General features: G+C 58.6%; 20 protein-coding genes and 1 tRNA gene. 7 read left to right on the top strand and 14 right to left on the bottom strand.

From position 1 onward, the window contains the following. Nucleotides 1–2: 2 nt before the first annotated feature. From xerD to ffh, 6 genes are all read right to left on the bottom strand, one after another. Nucleotides 3–920 (bottom strand): site-specific tyrosine recombinase XerD, encoded by a 918-nt coding sequence (xerD, locus tag AR456_RS17395; RefSeq protein ID WP_021818044.1) that lies wholly within the window; start codon nucleotides 918–920, stop codon nucleotides 3–5. Nucleotides 921–1,067: 147 nt separating this feature from the next. Beyond that, complete coding sequence (gene rplS / locus AR456_RS17400) at nucleotides 1,068–1,424, bottom strand: 50S ribosomal protein L19 (protein ID WP_021818043.1); 357 nt, start codon at nucleotides 1,422–1,424, stop codon at nucleotides 1,068–1,070. Nucleotides 1,425–1,553: 129 nt separating this feature from the next. Continuing rightward, the gene (trmD, locus tag AR456_RS17405) at nucleotides 1,554–2,348 is read right to left on the bottom strand and encodes a tRNA (guanosine(37)-N1)-methyltransferase TrmD (RefSeq protein ID WP_031207306.1); all 795 of its coding nucleotides are present in this window, start codon (nucleotides 2,346–2,348) and stop codon (nucleotides 1,554–1,556) included. Nucleotides 2,349–2,513: 165 nt separating this feature from the next. Next, entirely contained in the window at nucleotides 2,514–3,071 is a 558-nt protein-coding gene (gene rimM, locus AR456_RS17410) for a ribosome maturation factor RimM (protein WP_021818041.1), read from the bottom strand. A 137-nt stretch (nucleotides 3,072–3,208) separates the two neighbouring features. Then, a complete protein-coding gene (gene rpsP / locus AR456_RS17415; protein WP_021818040.1) occupies nucleotides 3,209–3,457 on the bottom strand; it encodes a 30S ribosomal protein S16 in 249 nt (82 codons plus the stop codon). Nucleotides 3,458–3,675: 218 nt separating this feature from the next. Then, nucleotides 3,676–5,076, bottom strand: a complete 1,401-nt coding sequence (gene ffh, locus AR456_RS17420) for a signal recognition particle protein (protein ID WP_021818039.1) — start codon at nucleotides 5,074–5,076, stop codon at nucleotides 3,676–3,678. A gap of 269 nt (nucleotides 5,077–5,345) precedes the next feature. Between ffh and AR456_RS17425 the strand changes: the two genes are divergently transcribed. Together AR456_RS17425 and AR456_RS17430 are read left to right on the top strand one after the other, a co-directional pair. Continuing rightward, nucleotides 5,346–6,146, top strand: coding sequence for a cytochrome C assembly family protein (locus tag AR456_RS17425; RefSeq protein WP_021818038.1), 801 nt, complete (start codon nucleotides 5,346–5,348; stop codon nucleotides 6,144–6,146). A 134-nt stretch (nucleotides 6,147–6,280) separates the two neighbouring features. Then, nucleotides 6,281–7,573 (top strand): HlyC/CorC family transporter, encoded by a 1,293-nt coding sequence (locus AR456_RS17430; protein ID WP_021818037.1) that lies wholly within the window; start codon nucleotides 6,281–6,283, stop codon nucleotides 7,571–7,573. Here AR456_RS17430 and AR456_RS17435 read toward each other — a convergent pair. Continuing rightward, nucleotides 7,570–8,169: a TetR/AcrR family transcriptional regulator gene (locus tag AR456_RS17435; RefSeq protein ID WP_021818036.1), complete on the bottom strand. Its 600-nt coding sequence runs from the start codon at nucleotides 8,167–8,169 to the stop codon at nucleotides 7,570–7,572. The two genes, AR456_RS17430 and AR456_RS17435, sit on opposite strands and share 4 nt — an antisense overlap. Before the next feature lie 266 nt (nucleotides 8,170–8,435). Here AR456_RS17435 and AR456_RS17440 point away from each other — a divergent pair, with 266 nt between their 5' ends. Continuing rightward, nucleotides 8,436–8,972, top strand: coding sequence for a YkgB family protein (locus tag AR456_RS17440; RefSeq protein ID WP_021818034.1), 537 nt, complete (start codon nucleotides 8,436–8,438; stop codon nucleotides 8,970–8,972). Nucleotides 8,973–9,122: 150 nt separating this feature from the next. Here AR456_RS17440 and AR456_RS17445 read toward each other — a convergent pair whose 3' ends face one another. Together AR456_RS17445 and AR456_RS17450 are read right to left on the bottom strand one after the other, a co-directional pair. After that, a complete protein-coding gene (locus AR456_RS17445) occupies nucleotides 9,123–9,827 on the bottom strand; it encodes a 1-acyl-sn-glycerol-3-phosphate acyltransferase (RefSeq protein ID WP_021818033.1) in 705 nt (234 codons plus the stop codon). Next, nucleotides 9,824–10,444 carry a TetR/AcrR family transcriptional regulator gene (locus tag AR456_RS17450; RefSeq protein ID WP_021818032.1) on the bottom strand — a complete coding sequence of 207 codons (621 nt, stop codon included), beginning with the start codon at nucleotides 10,442–10,444 and terminating at the stop codon, nucleotides 9,824–9,826. Before AR456_RS17450 ends, AR456_RS17445 begins: the two co-directional genes overlap by 4 nt. 251 nt (nucleotides 10,445–10,695) lie before the next feature. Between AR456_RS17450 and AR456_RS17455 the strand changes: the two genes are divergently transcribed. Both AR456_RS17455 and AR456_RS17460 read left to right on the top strand, forming a co-directional pair. Continuing rightward, nucleotides 10,696–11,382, top strand: coding sequence for an SOS response-associated peptidase (locus AR456_RS17455; RefSeq protein ID WP_021818031.1), 687 nt, complete (start codon nucleotides 10,696–10,698; stop codon nucleotides 11,380–11,382). Next, the gene (locus AR456_RS17460; protein ID WP_236995519.1) at nucleotides 11,379–14,318 is read left to right on the top strand and encodes an insulinase family protein; all 2,940 of its coding nucleotides are present in this window, start codon (nucleotides 11,379–11,381) and stop codon (nucleotides 14,316–14,318) included. Before AR456_RS17455 ends, AR456_RS17460 begins: the two co-directional genes overlap by 4 nt. A 145-nt stretch (nucleotides 14,319–14,463) precedes the next feature. On the opposite strand, the gene sbcB is transcribed toward AR456_RS17460, so the two are convergent. From sbcB to minC, 4 genes are all read right to left on the bottom strand, one after another. Further along, on the bottom strand, nucleotides 14,464–15,954 hold the full coding sequence (gene sbcB / locus AR456_RS17465) for an exodeoxyribonuclease I (RefSeq protein WP_021818029.1): 1,491 nt from the start codon (nucleotides 15,952–15,954) through the stop codon (nucleotides 14,464–14,466). Between the two features lie 221 nt (nucleotides 15,955–16,175). Then, entirely contained in the window at nucleotides 16,176–16,430 is a 255-nt protein-coding gene (gene minE, locus AR456_RS17470) for a cell division topological specificity factor MinE (RefSeq protein WP_021818028.1), read from the bottom strand. Beyond that, on the bottom strand, nucleotides 16,427–17,245 hold the full coding sequence (gene minD, locus AR456_RS17475; RefSeq protein WP_021818027.1) for a septum site-determining protein MinD: 819 nt from the start codon (nucleotides 17,243–17,245) through the stop codon (nucleotides 16,427–16,429). The genes minE and minD overlap by 4 nt, the downstream gene beginning before the upstream one ends. 291 nt (nucleotides 17,246–17,536) lie before the next feature. Next, entirely contained in the window at nucleotides 17,537–18,298 is a 762-nt protein-coding gene (minC, locus tag AR456_RS17480; protein WP_031207300.1) for a septum site-determining protein MinC, read from the bottom strand. A gap of 382 nt (nucleotides 18,299–18,680) precedes the next feature. Between minC and AR456_RS17485 the strand changes: the two genes are divergently transcribed. Next, nucleotides 18,681–21,458 (top strand): DUF349 domain-containing protein, encoded by a 2,778-nt coding sequence (locus AR456_RS17485; RefSeq protein ID WP_021818025.1) that lies wholly within the window; start codon nucleotides 18,681–18,683, stop codon nucleotides 21,456–21,458. A gap of 153 nt (nucleotides 21,459–21,611) precedes the next feature. On the opposite strand, the gene phbB is transcribed toward AR456_RS17485, so the two are convergent. Beyond that, entirely contained in the window at nucleotides 21,612–22,358 is a 747-nt protein-coding gene (phbB, locus tag AR456_RS17490; RefSeq protein ID WP_021818024.1) for an acetoacetyl-CoA reductase, read from the bottom strand. A gap of 309 nt (nucleotides 22,359–22,667) precedes the next feature. On the opposite strand from phbB, the gene AR456_RS17495 reads away from it, so the two are divergent. Beyond that, nucleotides 22,668–22,744 (top strand) — tRNA-Met (locus tag AR456_RS17495). The last annotated feature ends 239 nt before the right edge of the window (nucleotides 22,745–22,983 follow it).

The following is a 22,983-nucleotide window of genomic DNA, read 5'->3' on the forward strand; positions in this document are numbered from 1 at the left end:
TTTCAACCTCGAGGATGATGGTCAGCATGCAGGGCTTCCAGACGCGCCTGCGCTACATGGGTATAAATCTGGGTTGTCGACAGGTCCGAGTGTCCCAGCAACAGCTGTACGACCCTCAAGTTGGCACCATGATTCAATAAGTGGGTGGCAAAAGCGTGGCGTAGAGTATGCGGCGACAACGGCCGCTCGATACCGGCGACCCTGGCATGAAGCTTGATCCGATGCCAGAAGGTCTGGCGTGTCATGCTGGCATCGGCACGCCCGGGAAACAATGCCGGACGCGTGATATCGGACATCAAGGCACCGCGTCCTTCGCGCATATAGCGCTGCAGCCACCAGTTGGCCTCTTCTCCCAGAGGTATCAGGCGCTCCTTGCCGCCCTTGCCACGGACCCGCACCACGCCTTGACGAAGATTGACCGCATCGCTGGTCAGCCCCACCAGCTCGCTGACACGCAAACCGGCACCATAGAGCACTTCAAGCATCGCGCGATCACGCAAACCCAGCGGAGTATCCAGATCAGGGGCCGCCAGCAGTCGCTCTACCTCTTCTTCCTCAAGAGTATTCGGCAACGAGGGGCGAACTCTCGGCAGACGAACACCTGCCAGAGGGTCATGCTCGATTTGCCCCTCGGCCAGTGCCCAGCGATAGAAACGCCGCAGGCTGGCCAATAGACGTGCGTTGCTGCGTAATTGATAGCCCGCAGTTCGACGCTCATCCAGCCACACCGGCAACAGCGACTCTCCTGGACTCAACAGTTTGCCGCCATCCTCTGACAAGCGCGCGGCCCAGGCCTGGAGATCATGTCGGTAGGCGGACAACGTATGATCACTGGCCCCCTGCTCGAGCCATAGTACGTCGAGGAAGGTGTTGATCAGCTCACTGGCCGCAGTGTTCTCGCTGCTGTGCTGCTCACTCATTCAAGCCCTTCCGTGACACATTCATGCCTTTCGACAGTCCCTGATACCACAACACCCCGTCCCGCGGATGCGGTGACGGGGTGTCGGACCGGCAAGGCCTGATTCGATCGCGAACCAGGCTCTCGCCCATACTGGCAGGCTTGCGCCTTAGGCCAGCTTTTCCTTGATGCGCGCAGACTTACCGCTACGCTCACGGAGGTAGTACAGTTTGGCCTGACGCACGTCACCGCGACGCTTGACGCTGAGGGAGTCAACCAGCGGGCTGTAGGTCTGGAAAGTACGCTCAACACCAACACCGTGAGAAATCTTGCGCACGGTGAAAGCGGAGTTCAGGCCGCGATTACGCTTACCGATGACAACGCCTTCGAAGGCCTGCAGACGCTCACGGCTACCTTCCTTGACCTTGACCTGGACGACGATGGTGTCGCCCGGTGCAAAATCAGGTATCTGCTTGCTCATCTGCTCGGCTTCGAGTGCCTGGATCACCTTGTTCTTGCTACTCATGTCATCAAACTCCTGAAAATGTTGTGATTCGCCAATCAGTCGTGGGCGTCGGCGAATCGTGATCCCGGCACTCGCAGCACGAGCACGCGGGCCTGTTGATGACGCAGGTCCGGTCCCGGGTCGAACGATCTATTGATCGTCGGAAGCCACCGGTACGTCCTGCACCTCCGCCTTGTCGGCGTATTCGTCGATGAACTCGTCCAACAGCGTCTGCTGATCAGGCGTCAGTGACCGCCCGTCCAGCAGGTCCGGCCGCCGCAACCAGGTACGTCCCAGCGATTGTTTCATCCGCCAGCGGCGAATCTCGCCGTGGTGGCCGCTGAGCAGGACATCCGGAACACGACGTCCGTTGATTTCCTCGGGACGTGTGTAATGCGGACAATCCAGCAAACCGTCGTTGAAGGAGTCCTCGACGGCGGAATCCTGGTGGCCCAATACTCCGGGAACCAACCGTGCCGCCGTGTCGATCAGCACCATGGCCGGCAGCTCACCACCGCTCAGCACATAGTCACCAATGGACCATTCTTCATCGATATCCGCTTCAACTACGCGTTCATCGATGCCTTCGTAGCGCCCAGCCACCACAATCAGCGGTGGGCCTGACGCCAATTCCTGAGCCCCTTGCTGATCCAACCTCCGCCCCTGAGGCGAAAGATAGATCACACGCGGTCGCTGGCCTGTGGCCTCGGCGGCACGCTCACGGGCGTCATGGATCGCGCTGCGTAGAGTGTCGACCTTCATCAACATTCCGGGGCCACCGCCATAGGGGCGATCATCCACGGTGCGATGACGATCAGTGGCGTAATCCCGAGGGTTCCAGAACTCCAGACTCAACTGGCCACGGTCAACGGCTCTCCCGGTAACGCCCTGGCGAGTAATCGCCTCGAACATCTCGGGGAACAGTGACACGACTCCTATCCACACGGCATTAGCCCTATTTGTACAGCTCTATTCACACAGCTCTATTCACACAGCTCTGGTTCAAACAGTCCTGATTCAAACAGCTTTGATTCAAACAGCACTGGTCTTCTGAACAGCTATGGTCTTCTGTGGCTTGAATCCTTTACGCAATGCACAGGTGTACAGTGCTCAGAACTCAGGATCCCAGTCGACCACAACTTCCCCTGCTTCGAGGTCAACGCTTTTGACGACGTCACCTGGTAGCCAGGGAAGTAGACGCTCTCGATCATCAGGAGCACCCTCGCCCTTGACGACCATCACATCATTGGCACCTGTCTCGAACAGATAGGCAACCATACCCAGAGATACCGAATCCAGCGTGGTGACCTTGAGGCCCTCAAGCTGATACCAGTAATAATCGCCACTCTCCAGGTCAGGCAGCTCTTGCTTGGGCAACAGGATTTCCGCACCGGCCAGAGCTTCGGCCTGATCGCGGTAATCGACACCCTCGAGCTGGGCAACCAATCCACGCCCCTGGGGGCGTCCCTGCTTGAGACGATAGCGAGAAAGCTGTCCATTCTGACGGACCACCCATTCGGCATAGTCGAGAATGCCCTTCATGGGTGAGGTGTAGGAATACACCCTCATCCAGCCCTTGATACCGTAGGGACTGGTCAGCTTGCCCAACACGACGAAATCGTCGTTCTGGCGATCGTCGGCCGGTTGGCGCTGTGCGCTGTGGCTCATTGGCGACCCCATGCTACTCCGAAAAACATCCTTCACTGTCGACCGATATGGAGCACAGTGACTCGATGATGTTTGGCAAACCGGCTTTTCGCCGTTGCTGGCCGTAGCCAGCAGCTCTAGTCACACGCGAGCCTGAATCAGGCCTGCTTGCGAGCTTCCTTGACCAGTTCAGCAACGCGGCCAGACAACTGGGCGCCTTGAGACTGCCAATGAGCAATGCGATCCAGGTCGACGCGCAGGCGCTCTTCCTGACCACGGGCAACAGGATTGAAGAAACCCAGACGCTCGATAAAACGGCCGTCACGGGATTTGCGAGAGTCGGTCACGGTCAGGTGGTAGAAGGGACGCTTCTTGGCGCCACCACGTGCCAGACGAATGGTAACCATACGTTGACTGTCCTTCGGTTGATTACAATATTGAAACGGCTGGAGAAACGAATCTTCAAACCGAATTTTTACTCACAACGAGCTTTTACTCACGAAAAGAGCCGCGCTGAACACGGACCCAATAGTGAAGAGGCGGTATTCTACGGAAAAGCGCTCCACATGGGAACCTTTTTCGGCCCTGCCGAACAGGGCCGAACAGCGCGCATCCAGAGTCCGGACTAGCGCCGCGGCATTCCACCCGGACCACCCATGCCGCCTGGGCCACCCATACCACCGGGGCCCATCATGCCCGACATGCCACGCATCATCTTCTGCATGCCGCCCTTCTTGCCGGCTTTCTTCATCATTTTCTGCATCTGCTTGTGCTGCTTTAGCAGACGATTGAGGTCCGGCACCTGCAGGCCGGCACCTGCAGCGATGCGACGCTTGCGCGAACCATTGATGATGTCCGGTTGATGGCGCTCACGTGGTGTCATCGAGTTGATCAATGCTTCGAGCTTGCCAAGTTCCTTCTCCGGCCCCGGTCCCTGGGCCATCTCAGCCATCTGCCCCATACCGGGCAGTTTGCCGAGCAAGCCACCCATGCCGCCCATGTTCTTGAGCTGCTGCAACTGCTCACGAAAGTCTTCCAGGTCGAAGCCCTGGCCCTTCTTGACCTTGCGAGCAAGCTGTTCGGCCTTGCCACGGTCGACGGTGCGCTCGGCTTCCTCGATCAATGACAATACGTCGCCCATACCCAGAATCCGTGAAGCAACACGGTCGGGGTGGAAGGGTTCCAACGCATCGACTTTCTCGCCGACACCCATGAACTTGATTGGACGACCGGTGACATGGCGCACCGAGAGCGCAGCACCACCCCGGGCATCACCATCGGCCTTGGTCAGCACCACACCCGTGAGCGGCAGGGCATCAGCAAAGGCGCGTGCGGTATTGGCAGCATCCTGACCGGTCATCGAGTCGACCACGAACAACGTCTCGGACGGCTCGATCGACTTATGCAGCGCCTTGATCTCGTCCATCATCGCTTCATCGACGGCCAGGCGGCCGGCGGTATCGACGATCAAAACGTCATGGAACTGGATGCGAGCATGCTTGATCGCCGCTTCGGCGATATCCACTGGTTTCTCGTCCGAGCGCGACGGGAAGAAGTCGACCTCGACTTCCTTTGCCAACGTCTCGAGCTGGTCGATGGCTGCCGGACGATAGACGTCGGCAGATACCACCAGTACCTTCTTCTTCTCGCGTTCGCGCAGATAACGCGCCAGCTTGGCTACAGAAGTGGTCTTACCCGCCCCCTGCAGACCTGCCATCAGCACCACCGCCGGCGACCCCTTGAGGTTCAGGCCTTCATTGGCCTCGCCCATGGTCGCTTCCAGCTCCTGCTGAACGATCTTGACGAACTGCTGGCCCGGCGACAGGCTGCGCGATACTTCCTGGCCGACGGCACGCTCGCGGACACGTTCGATGAAGGACTTGACCACTGGCAGCGCGACATCCGCCTCCAGCAGCGCCTTGCGCACCTCGCGCAGCGTGTCCTTGATGTTGTCCTCGGTCAGGCGCGCCTGGCCCTTGATCGACTTCAGCGTCTGCGACAGACGCTCACTGAGATTCTGGAACATGAAAGGCCCCTTGAAAGCAATGGCCTGGAGACGAGCTGTCGCCGCCTCTCATAGCGTTGGGCGAAAATTATACGCCTTGTCGGCCTGACTCTCCATGCAGCTGTCGCCATGCAGCTGTCAGGCAAGGCTACGATTCGGTATAGTGAGGGCCGGTAGATGCCCGGACCCGTTCCGCGGCAATGATGCAGACAGGGTGCCAGCGGCAGTCCGGAACCTTCCGAGTCGCCTGCCTTCGCCCCCTGTTCACTCACCACAGGCGTACGGACAGCATGCAGGCCTTACCCCTGGCCTTGATGGCCTTCGTTTTCTATCTCGCAGCCGCCTCCTGGCAGGGCCTCGCCCTGGTACGTCGCGTGCCGCCCAGAGATTTACTGGTACGCGGACTCGGTGCACTTGCTGCAGTGTTTCACGGCCTCATTGCCATTGGCCTGCTTGTGCATGAAGGCTCGCTACTGCCGGGTTTTTCCACCAGCGCAGTACTGGCCACGGTCCTCGCCGTCATCATCCTGCTCTGCACCAGTCTATTCAAACCAGTCCTGAATATCGCCACGGCTCTATTCCCCTTTGCTGGCATCGTGTTGCTGCTGGGCACCGAGATGCCAACGCCGACCAACACAAATGGCATGACCGCAGGTATCGCCCTGCATGCAGTCAGCTCCGCACTGGCGTTTGCTGTGCTGGCGATTGCGGCACTACAGGCCATTCTGGTCGGCATTCAAAACAAGGCTCTCAAGCACCATCGCATTCGTGGCGTAGTCCAGTCACTGCCCCCATTGACGACCATGGAACGTGTTCTGTTCGAGATGCTCTGGGTCGGTCTTATCCTGCTGAGCGTGTCGATTGCCAGTGGTTTTGTGTTCCTGCACGACATGTTTGCTCAGCACCTGGTTCACAAGACAGTCCTGTCGCTGCTCGCATGGCTGGTCTTTGCCACGCTACTGTTATGCCACTACCGTCTCGGCTGGCGCGGCATGCGTGCCGTTCGCTGGACCCTGGGCGGATATATTGTGTTGCTGCTCGCCTATTTCGGCAGCAAGTTCGTACTCGAAATTCTGTTGGCGAACCCTTGATCCAGATCGCCCACAACTGGTGCGTATTGATGCACAAAATGCTGCCGATTCGGAACCCACTCGGTACTTTTCTTGACACACCCTGGTCGAGCCCCTAAAACTCGACCCTTACCCGTGACCCAGGACCCAAAGACTTGAGCGACGAATTTCCCGTAGGAACACTGTTTGGCCTGCTGTTCCTGCTCATCGCCCTCTCGGCTTTCTTTTCCAGTTCCGAAACCGGCATGATGTCGATCAATCGTTATCGACTCAGCCACCAAGCCAACAGTGGCCAACGTAACGCCAAACGCGTTCTGCGCCTGCTGACGCGACCCGATCGCCTGATCGGCGTGATTCTCATCGGCAACAACTTCGTCAACAATCTCGCGGCCTCGATTGCCACCATCATCGCCATCCACTTTTTCGGCGAAGTCAGCGGCCCGGCCATTGCCACTGCGATCCTCACCATCGTGGTACTGATCTTTGCCGAGGTAACCCCCAAGACCTTCGCAGCCATCATGCCGGAGCGCATTGCCTACCCGGCATCCATGGTGCTGGAACCACTGCTGAAGCTACTATATCCGCTGGTGTGGGTGGTCAATTTCGTCTCCAATGGCCTGCTGAGGCTGCTGGGGGTACGCAACACCGATGGCGGTGGAGACAACCTGACACGAGACGAACTGCGCACCGTGGTCCATGAAGCCGGCACTCTGATACCACGTCGTCACCAGGCGATGCTGCTGTCGATCCTTGACCTCGAGAACGTCACCGTCAACGACATCATGGTCCCACGGCACGAAGTGGTGGGCATCGATCTGGATGACGATCTGGAGGACATCCTTGCTCAGATCCGCACCAGCCAGCACACACGCCTCCCCGTCTACAAAGGCGATATCAACAGCATCATCGGCATGCTGCACCTACGCAACGCAGCCCGCTTCCTTTCCCATGACGAGGTCACCAAGGCCGCCATCGTTCAGGAAGCCCGTGAACCCTATTTCATACCCGAATCGACGCCACTGCATACCCAACTGCTCAATTTCCAGAAACAGAAGCGGCGCATCAGCATCGTGGTCGACGAATACGGTGATGTGGAAGGGCTGGTGACACTCGAGGATATCCTTGAGGAGATTGTCGGTGAGTTCACTACCGATGTAACAGACCTTGAGCAGGATATGCTGCCCCAGGCCGACGGCAGCCATGTCATAGATGGCACAGCCAACATTCGCGAGATCAATAAGTCGCTCGGCTGGCACCTACCCACCGATGGCCCCAAGACGCTCAATGGCTTGATTCTGGAATATCTGGAAGCCTTCCCGGATGGTCAGGCCTGTCTACAGATCGGCAGCATTCGCATGGAAATTCTTGAGGTGCGCGACAACTTGATCACCTCGGTGTGTTGCTGGCCCGCAGCCCGCCGCATGACCAACGAGATCGGTCAGGCCTAGGCAAGATACTCGCTCTCGGCAATCGCCGAGAGCGTCTCACTGGGGTAGCCGGCCCGGGCCAGTACACGCAAGCCCATGTAGGTCGTCAACGCGCGGTTGGCCTCGGCCATAATCAGTGCTTCATCCCGGTCGGCCTGCTCGCTGGCGATCATCGTCGCAATGGCTCGCACCAGTCGCTCGCAGGAGCGCCGCACGCGCTCAGCCACATCCTCATCGTGGGGTGCCTTCTCGATCGCGGCATCACACAAGAGACATCCACCACGCCAGCTACTCTCTGACGACGCCTCTACCACGAACTGGAACAGCGCACGTATCCCGAGGCGAGACGTGTCGGAGCCCTTGATCCGCTGTATGGCTTCACCCATGTATACATCAGCATAGTGATCCAGCACGCAGAGATAGAGCCCACGCTTGTCGCCGAAGGCATTGTACAAGCTGCCACGTCCCAGCCCCGTCGCTTGCTCCAGTGTGCTGGTGGAGGTTCCTTCATAGCCATGGCGCCAGAAGACCTCCATTGCGCTGGTAAGCACTATTTGCTTATCAAACTTGCGTGGCCGAGCCATCACTCCTCCCGAGACCTGGCAGACAATATCCATGGCATTGGCGCTCCAGGCGTCTTCATGGCATCGCCCACCAATCAATGAAATTCTGTTGTAAATAATTATTGAACGATCGTACCAGAATAAGTAGCCTTACTTCCAGATGTTCTCATCGTCGGACCAGCCAGCCGCTACACCGATGATCGCCTGCATCTGAACTACCAATAATCGTGCACGGTCGCGAACACAACGCTCCGCGACCATGCACACAGGGAACCATCATGCGCAATTTTGGTACGATCGTTAAAAAAAGGAGTCATCTCATGCCCCTCGTCAGCGCCCACCACCACTCCAGTGCAACACGCCTTGAGAGAACATTATCGATTCTGGCCAGCTATGGCCTCTTTGCCGCACTGGTCCTGATCTACCTGTGGTTCGGCGGAATGAAGTTTACTGCCTACGAGGCACAAGGCCTGGTCCCGCTGGTCTCGAACAGTCCCCTGCTGGCCTGGCTATACGAGATCTTCTCGGTCACCGGATTCTCGACATTCCTGGGCATCGTTGAGCTGAGCATTGCTCTGCTGATCGCCGGACGAATTCTGTCACCGTGGTTATCGGCCATTGGCGGCCTGCTGTCATCAGGTCTGTTCATCACCACCCTGAGCTTCATGCTCAGCACTCCCGGCGTGATCGAGGGCAGCCTGGGCTTCCCGGCCATCAGTGTGGCGCCGGGACAGTTCCTGCTCAAGGATGTCGGCCTGCTGGCAGCATCATTCTTCGTCCTGGTCCAATCATTCGCCGATATTATCGAACGCCAGGCAAATTGCGTACAAACGGCACCCGCCAAGTCAGGAGCATGACATGCAAACGGGGCAGCCGATCGGCCGCCCCGTTTCCTTGAAAGCTATCGTCTTGAAAACTGCTGTTGTGAAAACTGCTGTTGTGAGAACTGCTGTTTTGCAAGCCAGGGTCTTGAGCACCGTTGGCCAAACAGCCTCACACTCTCACACTCATCGCTTCGAATGCACCCAGGCATCCGCTTCCACCTTGAGCTCCCGCACCTGCTGTTCAAGTAACTGGCGAGTCGCCCGGCCCGGCTGCACAGGCTCGCCGAAGAACAATGCGACTCTGGCACGGAAGCGCCTCGGCCCACGCGACAGGGCGCGGCCATGAGCATGAGATGTCCATGAGCCCCACAACCCTGACAATGCTGCGGGAATCACTGGTACGGGGTCACGCTGAAGAATCAGGTCCAGACCACGACGAAAGGCATGAGTATTGCCGTCCGGCGTCAATCGCCCTTCGGGGAACAGCATCACGATATCGCCGTTGCGCAGAGCTCGACTGACTTCATCCAACGCTCGCCGCACGTTCCCCGGATCACTTCGATCCGACTCAACCGGGATCGCCCCCACCATACGAAAAAGCCAATTGAGCCACTTCGAATCGTAGATTGGCTTGTCCATCAGGAACCGCAAGGGGCGTGGACTCCCTCCCCCCATCACCAGCGCGTCGACAAAACTGACGTGGTTACATACCACCAACGCCGCGCCACGCGCCGGAATATGGATACGCCCTCTGAATCGCAGACGATACATGATATGAATCAAGATATAGACGAGGCCACGAAGGTGCCAGGCGGGCTGTCTAACGAAGTGCCAGGCATAAGCTGCTACCAATAGCGCGATAATGCCCCAGATAAGAAGTGCGTTCACGGGTCCAACGGCACCCTCTCAAGCCCAGCCAGGGTGGTGCTCATCAGTTGCGCAAGCAACTCATCCACCCCAAATGCACCGCCCTGCCAGTAACCCAGGCGATCATTCAAACCCAACTGCACCAGACCATGCACACTGCCCCATAGGGTGCGAGCAAGGCGCCGTGCTTCCTGGTCATCCAACAAGGGTTGATATTCCTTGAGCGTCGCCTCAACACGAGCGAAGAGTGCTTCAATCATATCCGACTGACGACGATCGAGCTCTCCTTCCTGCGCCAGCGGGTAGTCGAACAGTAACTCCCAGCGGTGAGCATCGTCACGGGCAAAGGTCCAATAGCCCATGGCCAAAGCACGCAAGCGCCTTTCGGGAGGGGTAGTATCCGCCAACAGCGGTTCGATCACAGCACGCAGTCGAGACAGACTCTCGATATTGACGTGCTGCAGCAGGTTGTTGAAGCTGCCATAAAGTTTGAGAAGCGTACTGGGCGCGCAACCGACCTCTCGCGCCAGCGAGCGCAGCGAGAGCGCATGGACAGGCTGTTCACTCAGCCAGGCGTCACAGGCCGCCATCACCTGAGCGTGTAGCTCTTCGGGGGCATGCTGTCTGGGACGAGCCATCGCTTTCCTCTCACAGTAACGCCGGATCAGCGGCAAAGGGTGGGACTCGAAGTCTTGACCTCGCGCAGAGTGACAGCAACGAAAAGTGCCATATCATCTGTACAATAGGTCAGTCCTTCCTTACGTTCACAGGTTAGGATACATTAATCGAACAGTGTTTTCGACAGAATACCCCACACTGTCGCAAGCGCAAGGGAAATGCTGTCCCGCAACGAGCTTTCAACGCCGGACAGCTCCTGGCTGGAGACTTCATGACAGGTCGACTGTACATTACCGCTGCCAGCGTTGAGCAGGCAGTGCCCGACCTCTATGTACCTACTGATGTCATCAGTGGTGTCAACATGGCCCCGCGCCAGCCACTATCGGTAATACGCCTCGAGGCGGCGCGCCCTACCCTGGGTAACGCCTTCTGGGGCCTGACCCCGCCCTGGTTGACGGTGCTTGATCAGGCACCACACTGCGCTCGCGCCGAAGGGCTTGCCCAGCGCCCGATGTTCCGCGACGCCATCTGTTCGCGCCGCTGCCTGGTGCCTGCGGCAGGGGTCTACGCCTGGCAACCCCGACCAGGTTACAAACAACCACACCTGATCACGCACGCCGATCGACGCCCGATGCTGCTGGCCGGTATCTGGTGTCGCTTTCATACCACCTTGACGGACTACAACGATTCCTTTGCACTCATCACGGTGCCCAGTCCTGCTTTTCTGGAACCTCTCTCAGACCGTCTTCCGGCTCTGATTACCCGCGAGGATGCCCATCGTTGGCTCGACCCACAGACACCACAGGAAGCCGTCAGTGACATGCTCATGCCGGCGTCGAGGGAACTGTTGGGAGCTTTTCCGGTATCTAGACGTGTGAACAATCCACGCGAACAGGATCCATCATGCGCCCACCCCATTGGCATAATGCGGCGCGACAAGCCCGAACAGGAGATATGATGGCAACCACCCCACGTCGACGCGGCCGTGTGCTGCTCGTGACTTTATGCGCCCTCACCCTGCCCTGGCAGGCTGCCGGCATCCTCGCCGCCGAAACGTCCGACCAGGCCATTCCGGCCGAGGTAGCCGACGTCACCACGCCGATCGTCAGCCCTCATGATCAACGCGACTACCGAGTCTTGACCCTCGACAACGGTCTCGAAGTGCTATTGGTCAGTGATCCCGAGGCCGACAAGGCCGCTGCCTCGATGAACGTGGCTGTAGGTAGTTCACAGGACCCTGATGACCTGCAGGGGCTGGCACATCTGCTGGAGCACATGCTGTTCCTGGGTACCGATGCCTGGCCTGAGCCCGATGCCTACCAGGGCTATATCAGCCGGCATGGCGGCAACCACAACGCCTTTACCGCGTCCAGGGACACCAACTATTTCTTTGATATCGAGCCCAATGCACTGGAAGGCGCTCTGGATCGCTTCAGCCACTTCTTCATCGACCCACTGTTCAATGCCGACCAACTCGGCAGTGAGCGCACTGTAGTCAATTCCGAATACCAGGCGCGTCTACGTGATGATTCGCGTCGCGAGAACGAGGTACTTGATGCCCTCCTCAACCCCGAGAACCCGACGGTTGGCTTCTCGGTAGGTAGTACCGAGACACTGGCGGATCGCCCAGAGGGCGAACCGAGCCTGCGTGATCGCGTCATGCAGTTCTACGAGCAGCATTATGGTGCAGGCGTCATGCATCTCTCCGTGGTCGCGCCATTACCGCTGGACCAACTGACCAGGATGGTCAGCGAAGACTTCTCTGCGATCCCCAACCGCGACCTCGAACGCGCCAGCATCACTACACCACTGGTGGAAACTGATCGTCTGCCGATGGCTGCAGAGGTCCAGTCACTGCGTGACGAACGTCACGTCACCTTCATGTTCCCGATCGAGGACCCCATCCTCAGCTATCGCACCAAGCCGGACAGCTACATTGCCAACCTGCTTGGCCACGAAGGCCCCGGAAGCCTGCTTAGTGAGCTACGCAAGGAAGGCTGGGCTGACGGTCTATCCGCAGGAACTGCCCGCAGCGATGGCCAACACGCGTTGTTCTCTGTCGACATCAGCCTCACGCCGGAAGGCGCAAAGCACATCGACCGTATTCAAGCCAGCCTGTTTGCCGCCATCAAGCAGATTCGCGAGGACGGAGTCAGTGAGTCGCGCTACGACGAGCAGGCCAGCCTCGCCGACCAGTCCTTCCAATTCCAGCAACACGGCAGTCCCATCGACGAGGTTACACGCCTGTCGATGAACCTCGCTTACTATCCTCTGAAAGACGTCAACCGCGCTGCCTACCGCATGGATGGTCTGGACCGCGATGAGGCAGAGCAATGGCTCGATGCATTGCGTCCGGAGCGTCTGTTGCGCCTGTACAGCGGCCCGGACGTGGATAGCGAGCAGCGTACTCGGTATTACGACACTGCCTGGCGCAAAGTGCCGCTCAAGGCCAACGAAGCCCAGCCGGTCTCCGGGCTTGCACTGCCCGCCCCCAACCCTTTTATCGCCGAAGACCTGGCGCTACTCGATCAACACCAGGATATTCCCACCGTGCTGCTCGACAGCCCGCAAGCAGATATCTGGTACAAGGCCGACAGCGAGTTCGATACGCCCAGGGTTTCCTGGCGCATCAGCCTTCAGCACCCTGAATCAAGCCAGTCGGCACGCCAGGCTGCGATGGCACGACTGCTTGCCGGCTGGCTCAATGACAGCCTCAACGACCAGCTCTATGCCGCGCGCCTGGCTGGCCAGAGCTATACCGCTTATGCCCATTCACGTGGCATGACGCTGTCCTTCACCGGCTGGCGTGACCGCCAATCGCTGGTCATGCAGCAGGTCATCGACCAGTTGCTCAATGGCGAGATCGAGGCCAGCAACCTCGAACGCGTGCGCTACGGGCTGAAACGTCAGTGGAGTAATACACCCAGGGACCCGCTCTACTACCAGGCACAACGTACTCTGTCAGAGGCGCTGATTCGCCCTCAGTGGTCGACTCCTGTATTGCTGGAGGCTCTCGATGACATCAGCCTGGATGACCTACGCAACTACCGTGACGATTTCCTGAGCCAACTGCACGTTCAAGCACTGGCAGTGGGCAACCTCGACAAGGACCTCGCCAACGACGAGGCTCAACAGGTCATCGACAAGCTGCAGCCGCAACTGAGCGCAGATGACATCCCTGACCTGGTGGTGCTCGACGCCAACGATCTGCCGGCACTGACACCAGAATCCACCCGCGAGGAGTCGATTCTGCTGCGATACCTGCAGGGCTCCGACCAATCGGTGACGACACAGGCTAGACTGGCAGTGCTCGGCAAGCTGCTGGAGACGCCGTTCTATCAGCGTCTGCGCACCGAGCAACAACTCGGCTATGTGGTCAACGCCGGCTATTCACCACTGCTCTATGCCCCCGGCATCAGCATGTTGGTGCAATCGCCAGCCACTCCAAGCGCCGAACTGCGGCAACACGTTGATGCATTTCTCAATGGTGTCCCGCAGATGCTATCCAACCTCGACGATGAGGACCTGACCACCTACCGTCAGGCCGTCCACGACGAGCTACTGGTACGCGACACCAGCCTTCCGGAGCGCACCTCTCGACTTTGGGGAGCTCTCTCCTGGGGTGACCTGCAGTTTGACCATCACCAGCGCCTTGCCGCAGCCGTCCTCGAGGTGAACGCCAGTGACTTGAGCAATGCCTGGGGTGATCTACTGGGTCATGATGTGGTCGATGTTACCTTCGACCCTGGCGCCTCGCCCAGTGACGTCGCCGGCCTCAAGGCAGGCCTGGAAGTCTTGCCAGGCGACAGCAATGCCAATTCCACCAGCGATGCACCACACTCGGAAATTCCGGCCGCCAACCTCAAGGATGCGACAGGCTCCGACACACACTAGGTTCTTGTATGGGTCTCTGGTATTGACCTTCCACCATCAACAATCAACCCGGCCATTGGCCGGGTTGATTGTTTGAGTGCCTGTTATCGAGTGCTCGTTTACAGCAGCTCAGCGCCTGTCCAGAGCGAAGGCTGGCAGCTATTGCTTAACCGAATGCCTGGGGCGGCATGATCGATTCGACAAACATCACCATCTCCTCGAGTATCTGGCGCTCGCGGTCGGATAGCGATGTCTGATTGAGACGTTCGATCTCGCGGGCAAAATCCTTGAGCGTCAGGCTCGAGACCGTCGAATCGTTCATACGCTCCCAACGTTGCGCTTCCCAGCGCGCCTGCTCTTCACCGGTCAGGGTATCGGGATAGCTGCGTGCGCGATAACGGAACAACATCTCTTCGAGACGTGGATCCTGAAAGGCGAAACGAGCATCGACCAGATCCCATGGGTCGGTATCTCGGACACGCTGCATCTGTTGACGGTCCGCCGGGGAGAAGAAGCCGCCGGAGTACAACATCAGGTCCGGGTCATGAGGCGGTTCAGGATGTGCATCGGCAAAGACTTCACGCACCTTGTCAGCGACGGAAGGATCGGCGGCTATACGCTTGTAGTGCTCGCGACACTGGTTCATGTCGAGTTCAAGGCGTTCGACAATATCACCGTACTCGCCCTGACGTGGCCCGGAGACATCCTTGAGTACACTGGGCGGAAAGATCACCGGGCTCTTGTTGATATGGATGACCTTCAATGGGATACGGCCAACCCCTTCAGCAAGATCATCGTTACTGACGAAAACCCGCTGACGCACTTGTTCCGCAGACAGTTGCAGCAGCTCCCCAGGGTCCACCGACAGATCGAAGACAATGACACCATTGGGGTTGGAAGGATGCTCCGCCAGCGGAATCACCAGCGCACTACATCCTCGGCTGGCTGGATAACGGCGCGAGATATGCAATACCGGGCGTCGTTGCGAGAGGTCCAAACGCGAGGCCACCTGACGCTTGTTGCGCAGTGACAGTAGATAGTCGAACAGGTTTGCGTTCTTCTCGTGCAACAGCCTGGCAAGCGCGATGGTGGCGCGCACATCAGCCAGCGCATCATGCGCTCCTGCATGCTCGATAGCATTGGCTGCGGTCAAATCCTCGAGACGAAAGCTCGTCGCTCCGTCTTCGCGCTTCGGCCACTCAATGCCTTCCGGTCGCAAGGCATGAAAGGCGCGTACCACATCGATCAAATCCCAGCGCGAATTGCCGTTCTGCCACTCGCGTGCATAGGGGTCAATGAGATTGCGATAGAACAGATGACGACTGACCTCATCATCGAAACGCAGACTGTTGTAGCCCAGCGCACAGGTTCCCGGCACACTCATCTCGTTGAAGATGGCACCGGCGAACTCGGCTTCAGGTTGACCCTTGCGGCGAGCCTGTTGCGGTGTAATGCCCGTGATCAAGCATGCCATGGGATGTGGCAGCGCATCATCGGCTGGCTTGCAGAACAGCTCCACAGGCTCACCGATTTCGTTGAAATCCGCATCAGTGCGAATCGCCGCGAACTGCGATGGCCTGTCACGGCGCGGGTCGGCACCAAAGGTTTCGTAATCGTGCCAGAGGTAAGTCAGCGGAGCGGCAGTGGACTGCGCCATGGAGGAAAACTCTTCAGGGGAAATCAGCGAGGCCAAAGCCTAACACAGGCTACCTCGATGCTCAGCTTGGCGGTCAGTCTTCGCCACTTCAATAGTGCACCGCTCAGGTAGTGCCCTGTCCAAACAATGCCCAGTTCAAACAATGCCCAGTTTAAACAATGCACAACAAGGCCGATCACCGACGAGCGCGGTAACCGGCAAGGCTTTCGCAGCCATCACAGTCAGCCGCCGCGCGGCAACGTGACGTTCAACTCGAGCACGGAACAGTTGTCTTCACTGTCCAGCGTCATGTTGATGGCATCGTCATCCACCTGTACATAGCGCCGAATCACCTCAAGCAGCTCCTTCTCCAGGATCGGCAGAAAATCGGGCTGCTCACGCTGGCTACGCTGATGGGCTACGATAATCTGCAACCGCTCCTTGGCGACAGACGCAGACTTCTTGCGCTCGCGCTTCAGGAAATCGAGTAGTTTCACCGGCGACCTCCTCCGAACATGCGGCTTAGCAGGCTTTTCTTCTGGAACTCATGGAAGCGTAGCGGCACGTCCTCACCCAGCAGGCGACCCACGGTATCCTGGTAGGCCTGGCCAGCGTCGCTGTCACCATCATGAGTGACCGGGACACCCTGGTTGGAAGCACGCAACACCGCTTCGGACTCAGGAATCAAGCCAACCAGATCGATGGCCAGAATCTCTCGAATATCTTCAAGGTTGAGCATGTCTCCGCGGTCGACCCGATTGGGGTTGTAACGCGTGATCAGCAGGTGCTCACGAATCGGGTCCTTACCCAACTCGGCACGGCGCGTCTTGGACGACAGCAAGCCGAGGATACGATCGGAGTCACGCACCGACGACACTTCGGGGTTGGTAACGACAATCGCCTCATCGGCGAAATACATTGCCAATTGAGCGCCACGCTCGATACCGGCAGGCGAATCGCAGATGACGAAATCGAAATCCTTGGCAAGGGTGTCGAGAACCTTCTCCACCCCTTCCTGGGTCAAGGCATCCTTGTCCCGCGTCTGGGACGCCGGAAGGATATGCAGATTATCAACCCGCTTGTCACGAATCAGCGCTTGATTGAGCCCTGCCTCGCCCTGAATCACATTGACCAGGTCGTAAACCACACGACGCTCGCAGCCCATGATCAGGTCCAGGTTCCGCAGGCCGACGTCAAAGTCGATCACCACGGTCTTGTTGCCTCGCAGCGCCAGCCCTGTGGCAATGGCCGCTGCACTGGTAGTCTTGCCGACCCCACCTTTACCGGAGGTCACAACGATGATCTTGGCCAAGTGTCACATCCTGTCTTGGTAATGATATTTCCCGCATGGCCGCTGATGGCAGCCACCCACGTGTCCTTGAAACGTCGCTCTCGCATTCTCGCCGCTCGACGCCATGCATGACCAGTATGGTGATCGACCACTCAACAGCATGAGATTTTTCATACTTCTTGCCATTTTCTTGACGTAGCGCCAGCTTTTCATGCCACTCGCCGAACTCATACACACCTGAGCCGGACCAAAGTCCATGGGAACTGTTCGGTACAGGCCGTCCTGTAAGATGCGACGCAAAGTATGGCCGGCCTAGGCCAGCGACTGGATGCTGAGCTGGTCGTCCTCCAGCGCGACCTGCACAGAGCCTCCCAACAGCTGAGGGTCGATGTCTTCGAGACGCTTGTAGCTACCCGCAACCGACAGCAGTTCGGCGTGCAGCTCACGACAGAAAATACCGGCCTTGTGATCACCATGGATTCCTGCCAGCGCTCGTCCGCGCAGTGCGCCATAGACATGCACATTGCCAGCCGCCAGCAGTTCGGCGCCCGCATTGACAGAACCAACCACGACCAGATCACCGTCCGGTGCTGTCACCTGCTGTCCTGAACGCACGGTGCCGCGGTAGATGCGTCCACCTTGCGCCGGAAGGGCTTCAAGAGTGCCAACCTCGACCTCGGTGTCGGCATCCTCGTTCTCCGGAGCGGCTTCCACCGGCGGGACGCTTTCCAGCGTCCTTGCTCGACCTTCTTCCTGGGGGGGGAACCAACCCAGCCCCAGTGCCCAGGCGGACTGTTTGACAGGGTCAGCTCCGCCACGCACCGCTACCGGCAGCAGCTTGTGCGCACGGCACACCGCACAGATTCGCTCGAGAGCGAGGTGAGGTTCATCGACCTTCTCGACACTGAGCACCACTGGCGTGTGCTGGAAGAAGGCAGGTGACTGAGACAGCTTTCCGGCCAGTTGTTCGCGAATGCGCTCTGGGTCCGCAGAGGAAAGTTCCATCACTGTCATCGGCAGCATGCCGCCCTTGAACGTAAACGCCATGCTGTCCCTGTCCACTTTAAGGCTCATTGCCTAACTCCACGTCAGGTATTGGTCGGGTAGGCTTCAAGCTATGCGAGAGCTCGCCACCCTGCAAGGGATCATAAGCTGCTATAGGACCAATGTCAGTGTCTCCAAACAGCCACAACCCTCAGTACAGGTCTTTTCTGCCGGCAACGTGCATGCTTAGATAAGCATGGTAGTGCGGAACATGACCGTGCCGGCCACAACATTTTCGATTCCCGGAACGACAGGATGGTGTAACCCGGTCGCACCTGTCGCCCTGTCTCCGTTGAGGAGAGTCTGGGGCCAGGATTCAACACCAATACTCAGAATGCTGAGCTATGGTGGGTCAGGGCTGCCCCCAGTGGGCGTCAATAATATCGTTACCCTACTCTTGTCAGGATGCCCCATGCCAGGACTCTTCAGTCGCCTCTTTTCGCCACGTTGGCGCCATCCAGACTCCAGCGTACGACGTGATGCCATCACCAGGCTAGACCCTACCAGCCAGCGTGATGCGCTGGAACAGCTTGCCCGGGACACGGACCCGGATGTCAGGATGGCAGCAGTGCAGCGTCTCAGCGATCCACAGCAGCTACTCAGGCTGCGTGAAGAAGGCGCGACATCCCGCGAGCTGGATCGTCAATTGGTGGAACTACTGACAGGACGTACCGGAGGCATTGAGCTTGGCAAGCGCCTGCAACTGGTAGAAGAACTCACGGACTCGGCTCTGCTCACCGAGGTCGCCATGCGGGGCGACAATCAGCAATTACGCCTGACGGCGCTGGCGAAGATCGATGATGAAGCCCTGCTCGTCAGGCAGGCCTGCGACAACAGTATCGCCGCCGTGCGCCACGCCGCAGCCGAGCGTGTTTCATCGGAGCCGGGCCTGAAACAACTGGTCCAGAATGTACGCCGTGACCGGCATGTCCAGCGCGCCGCCCGTGATCGACTCAACCGCCTACGTGCCGATGCTGATGCGCTCAACGAATCCATAGCCCAGCGCGAAGCGCTGCTCGCAAGCCTCGAACAACACAGCCGCGCGCAGTGGGAGCCACTCTATGCTGGCCGCTTCCGACATCTTGAGCGCGAGTGGTTGAACCTCGCCGACCAGTCAGATGTTGAGCAGGAGCGACGCTTCCAGGAAGCCTGTCTTCGCTGCCGCAAGACCATCAACGACCATGAAACTCACGAACATGCTCTGATGGCTGATCAACAGCGGCGGGAACAGGCGGACCTTGACCGCGAAGCGCTGGTCATGGCCTTTGAGGAAAGCCTCGAAGCCTTGCGCCAGGGAGACCACATCGGCCAACAGGACCTCGATTCGCTCCGCTCGCAAAAACAACTACTGGCCGCACGCTGGCAAACGCTGTCGGAGACACACCTCGCCAACCATGCGTTGCGCCAACGCTACGACGACGCACTGAAGGCTTACGACGGCATCAATCAGGCCTGGCTCCGGCTGGAGGAGCACAGTAGTGCGCTCGAGGAAGCCTTCAAGAGCAATGACGAACACCGCCTCAAGTCAATCATCAAGGCCTGCGCCTGGCCGGGTGACCTGCCGCTGGACCCACGCCTGGCCCGTATTCAGCATTACCTGAAGCTCGAACACGAACTGACTGACAACGACAACACCGCAGAGCGAGTGTCACGTTTCGACGAGGAGCTTGCCAGGCTCGAACAGTTACTCGAGGATGGTGCTTTCAAGGCTGCGAGCCGCTTGCACCAGCGCCTCAAGCATCTCTCGGAGAACCTGCCATCCAGTGCCGATGCACAACTCTCCAACCTCAGGCGTCATGGCGCTCGACTGGCGGAACTACGCGACTGGCGAGGCTTCGTCGCAGGTCCCAAGCGTGAGCACCTGTGCCAGGCCATCGAAGCGCTCGAGCAGGATGATCAGTTGACCGATCAAGAGCGTGATCGTCGTCACCGCCAATTGGTCAAGCAATGGAAGGCGCTAGGAGACGCAGCGGCCAACCGTGAGCAATCCGACCGCTTCCGCACTGCCTCCGAGCGCATCCGTACCACGCTCGAAAAATGGCATGAGCAACAGCGCCAGTTACGCCACAACAACCTGGCCGAACGTCAGGCCCTGTGTGAGCAGATCGAGGCACTTCTGGAACAACCCGCAGCCCAGGCTGATCCTGATGTCCTGCGTGACATTCGCGACAAGGCCAGAGAGCAGTGGCGTCGTACATCACCGGTTCCACGTGACGACGCCGAAGCCATCGGTCGGCGCTTCGGGCGCATACGCCATCGACTGCAGGCCCTGATCGACCGACGCGCCAGTGAAATCGCCGCAGCTAAACACGCGCTGATCGACAGCACACGTCAATTGCTGGAGCAGGACATGCCCTCCAGCCAGCGAGCCGAACGCGCCAAGGCGCTGCAACAACGCTGGCGAGAGCTCGGCAGGGCACCCAAGGGTGAAGAACAGACCCTGTGGCGGGAATTCCGCCAGCTATGTGACGAGGTATTTGCGCAGCGGGATGCTGAACGAGATGACCGTACCCAGCGCCTCCGTCAACGCCTCGATGAGATGCAGGCCCTGATCGATCGTATCGACGCCTGGCAACCCACCAGCAGTAGTGACGCGGCCCTCCTCGAGCAGGCGCTCAACGAAGCCAGTGCTCTTGAGCCTCTGCCTTCAGGGCGACGTACCGAAGGCATGCGGCGCCGCTGGACAGGCATCATCCGGGCCCGCCGAGAGCGCATCGAGCGTATCGCCATCGCCGAAAAGGTTGGCCAGTGGCGAGAAGTGATGCCGTTGATCCAGGCCCATCTCGATGCCGATGCAGAGTGTCTTGCGGGTCAACCGTGTCGAGAAGTGTCACTGGAAGAAAACCTCTCGCTGCCCAACGGGTTGAACAGGGCCCATCAGCAGCGCAACGCGGCACGTCGCAACCCGCCACCAGAGCAGCAGGTTGCCGAACAGCTGGCGCGCCTGCGCGTGCACCTGGCATTGATGGCGGGTCACGCCATTGCGCGTCACGACGAACCACTACGCCTCGCCATTCAGGTTGAACGACTCAATGACAACCTCGGCCAGCCGCTTGAACGCGAGGCCGAGTTAGCGGCAGTACTGCGCGATCTGCTGGCAACCGGCCCGGTGTCACCTTCAACCTGGCAGCGAGAGGTCAGTGACCTGGATGCCATGCTCGACTCTCTGACCCAGCTTCCGCCTCCCTGACCCCTCTGCAACGATCACAACCGGCATACGCGGCGATCTGTAGATGCGACAATCTGTAAACATAACAACCTGTAAACATAACAACGCGAGGCACAGGCCTCGCGTTGTTGTTGATCGCCCTCAATATGAGAACAGCAGGAATACCAGGGGCAATCAGCCCATGAACTGACCGCCATTGATATCGATATTGGCGCCGGTAATGAAACCATTCTCCCGGTCAGCGAGGAAGGCAACCAGACGCGCGATTTCTTCTGGAGTCCCATAACGCTTCATGGGGATCGTCTCACGAATCGCGTCACGCACCTTCTCTGGAATCTTCATGATCATGTCGGTGGCAATATAGCCTGGCGATATTGTATTGACCGTGATCCCCTTGGTTGCCGTCTCCTGAGCCAACGCCATGGTCAGGCCATGCATCCCGGCCTTGGCCGCCGAGTAGTTGACCTGGCCAAACTGCCCCTTGCGACCGTTGATGGACGATATGTTGATGATGCGACCATAGCTGCCCTCGAGCATGCTCTCGATGACACTCCGGCAGGTGTTGAAGACACTATTCAGGTTGGTATCGATAACCTCGTTCCACTGGTCCGAAGTCATCTTCTTCAAGGTACCGTCACGCGTGATCCCTGCACAATTGACCAGTACCGAGATGGAACCGTACTTCTCCTGCGCTTCCTTCACTCCATTCTGACAAGCCTCAAAACTGGTGAGATCCACTCCCAGGACATCGATGTTGTCATAACCATCCGCACGCTGGGTTTCCAACCACGCCCTGGCCTTATCTGGGTTGTTGTAACCAGCAAGCACCTGATACCCCGCATCTGCCAATCCACGGCAGATGGCAGTTCCGATGCCCCCGGTTCCACCGGTTACCCAAGCAACAGCCTTCTGTTGAGTCATTAACGACCTCCCTGATTGTCATTCTGGCGCCACTACAGATGTCGTACTGAAGACGGCACTGATTATTACTGACCTGTACACCACCTGACCGCCTGGCAGTCATTGGCACAATCCATGCTGCCGCATACTTCCCATGATGCCGCATGCTTCTGAAAGCCCTGTGACAACCTACCCAACGCCCCACAACGGGATGAGTACCTGCCCACACATTCAGTATGGACCACAGAGCAAAGAAGCTACGAATGTTCGCATCGTTTGCGCACAGGGTTGACATCCTCGCCAAAAGTCGTAGAATACGCCCCACGTTGATGCGGGGTGGAGCAGTCTGGTAGCTCGTCGGGCTCATAACCCGAAGGTCATCGGTTCAAATCCGGTCCCCGCTACCATCTTTTTAAATGGGGCATCCTTTCGAGGGTGCCCCATTTTTTTGGCTGCTGTTCCAGCCTACCCTCATCGAGCCGCACTTTGAACCGCTCCATCAGCCTCCACGTATGCATAGAGGTGTTGAAGTAGGTCCCCCTCTGGCTGCACTATCCTGCAGCATTGATTGCTGAACAACCTTCAACTGAAGACAGCGTGGCTGCATCTCCGGGATATCGCGCTCCAGACTTGAAGTCACCGCCCA

It is taken from the genome of Halomonas huangheensis (genome assembly GCF_001431725.1).
Taxonomy (GTDB): Bacteria; Pseudomonadota; Gammaproteobacteria; order Pseudomonadales; family Halomonadaceae; genus Halomonas; species Halomonas huangheensis.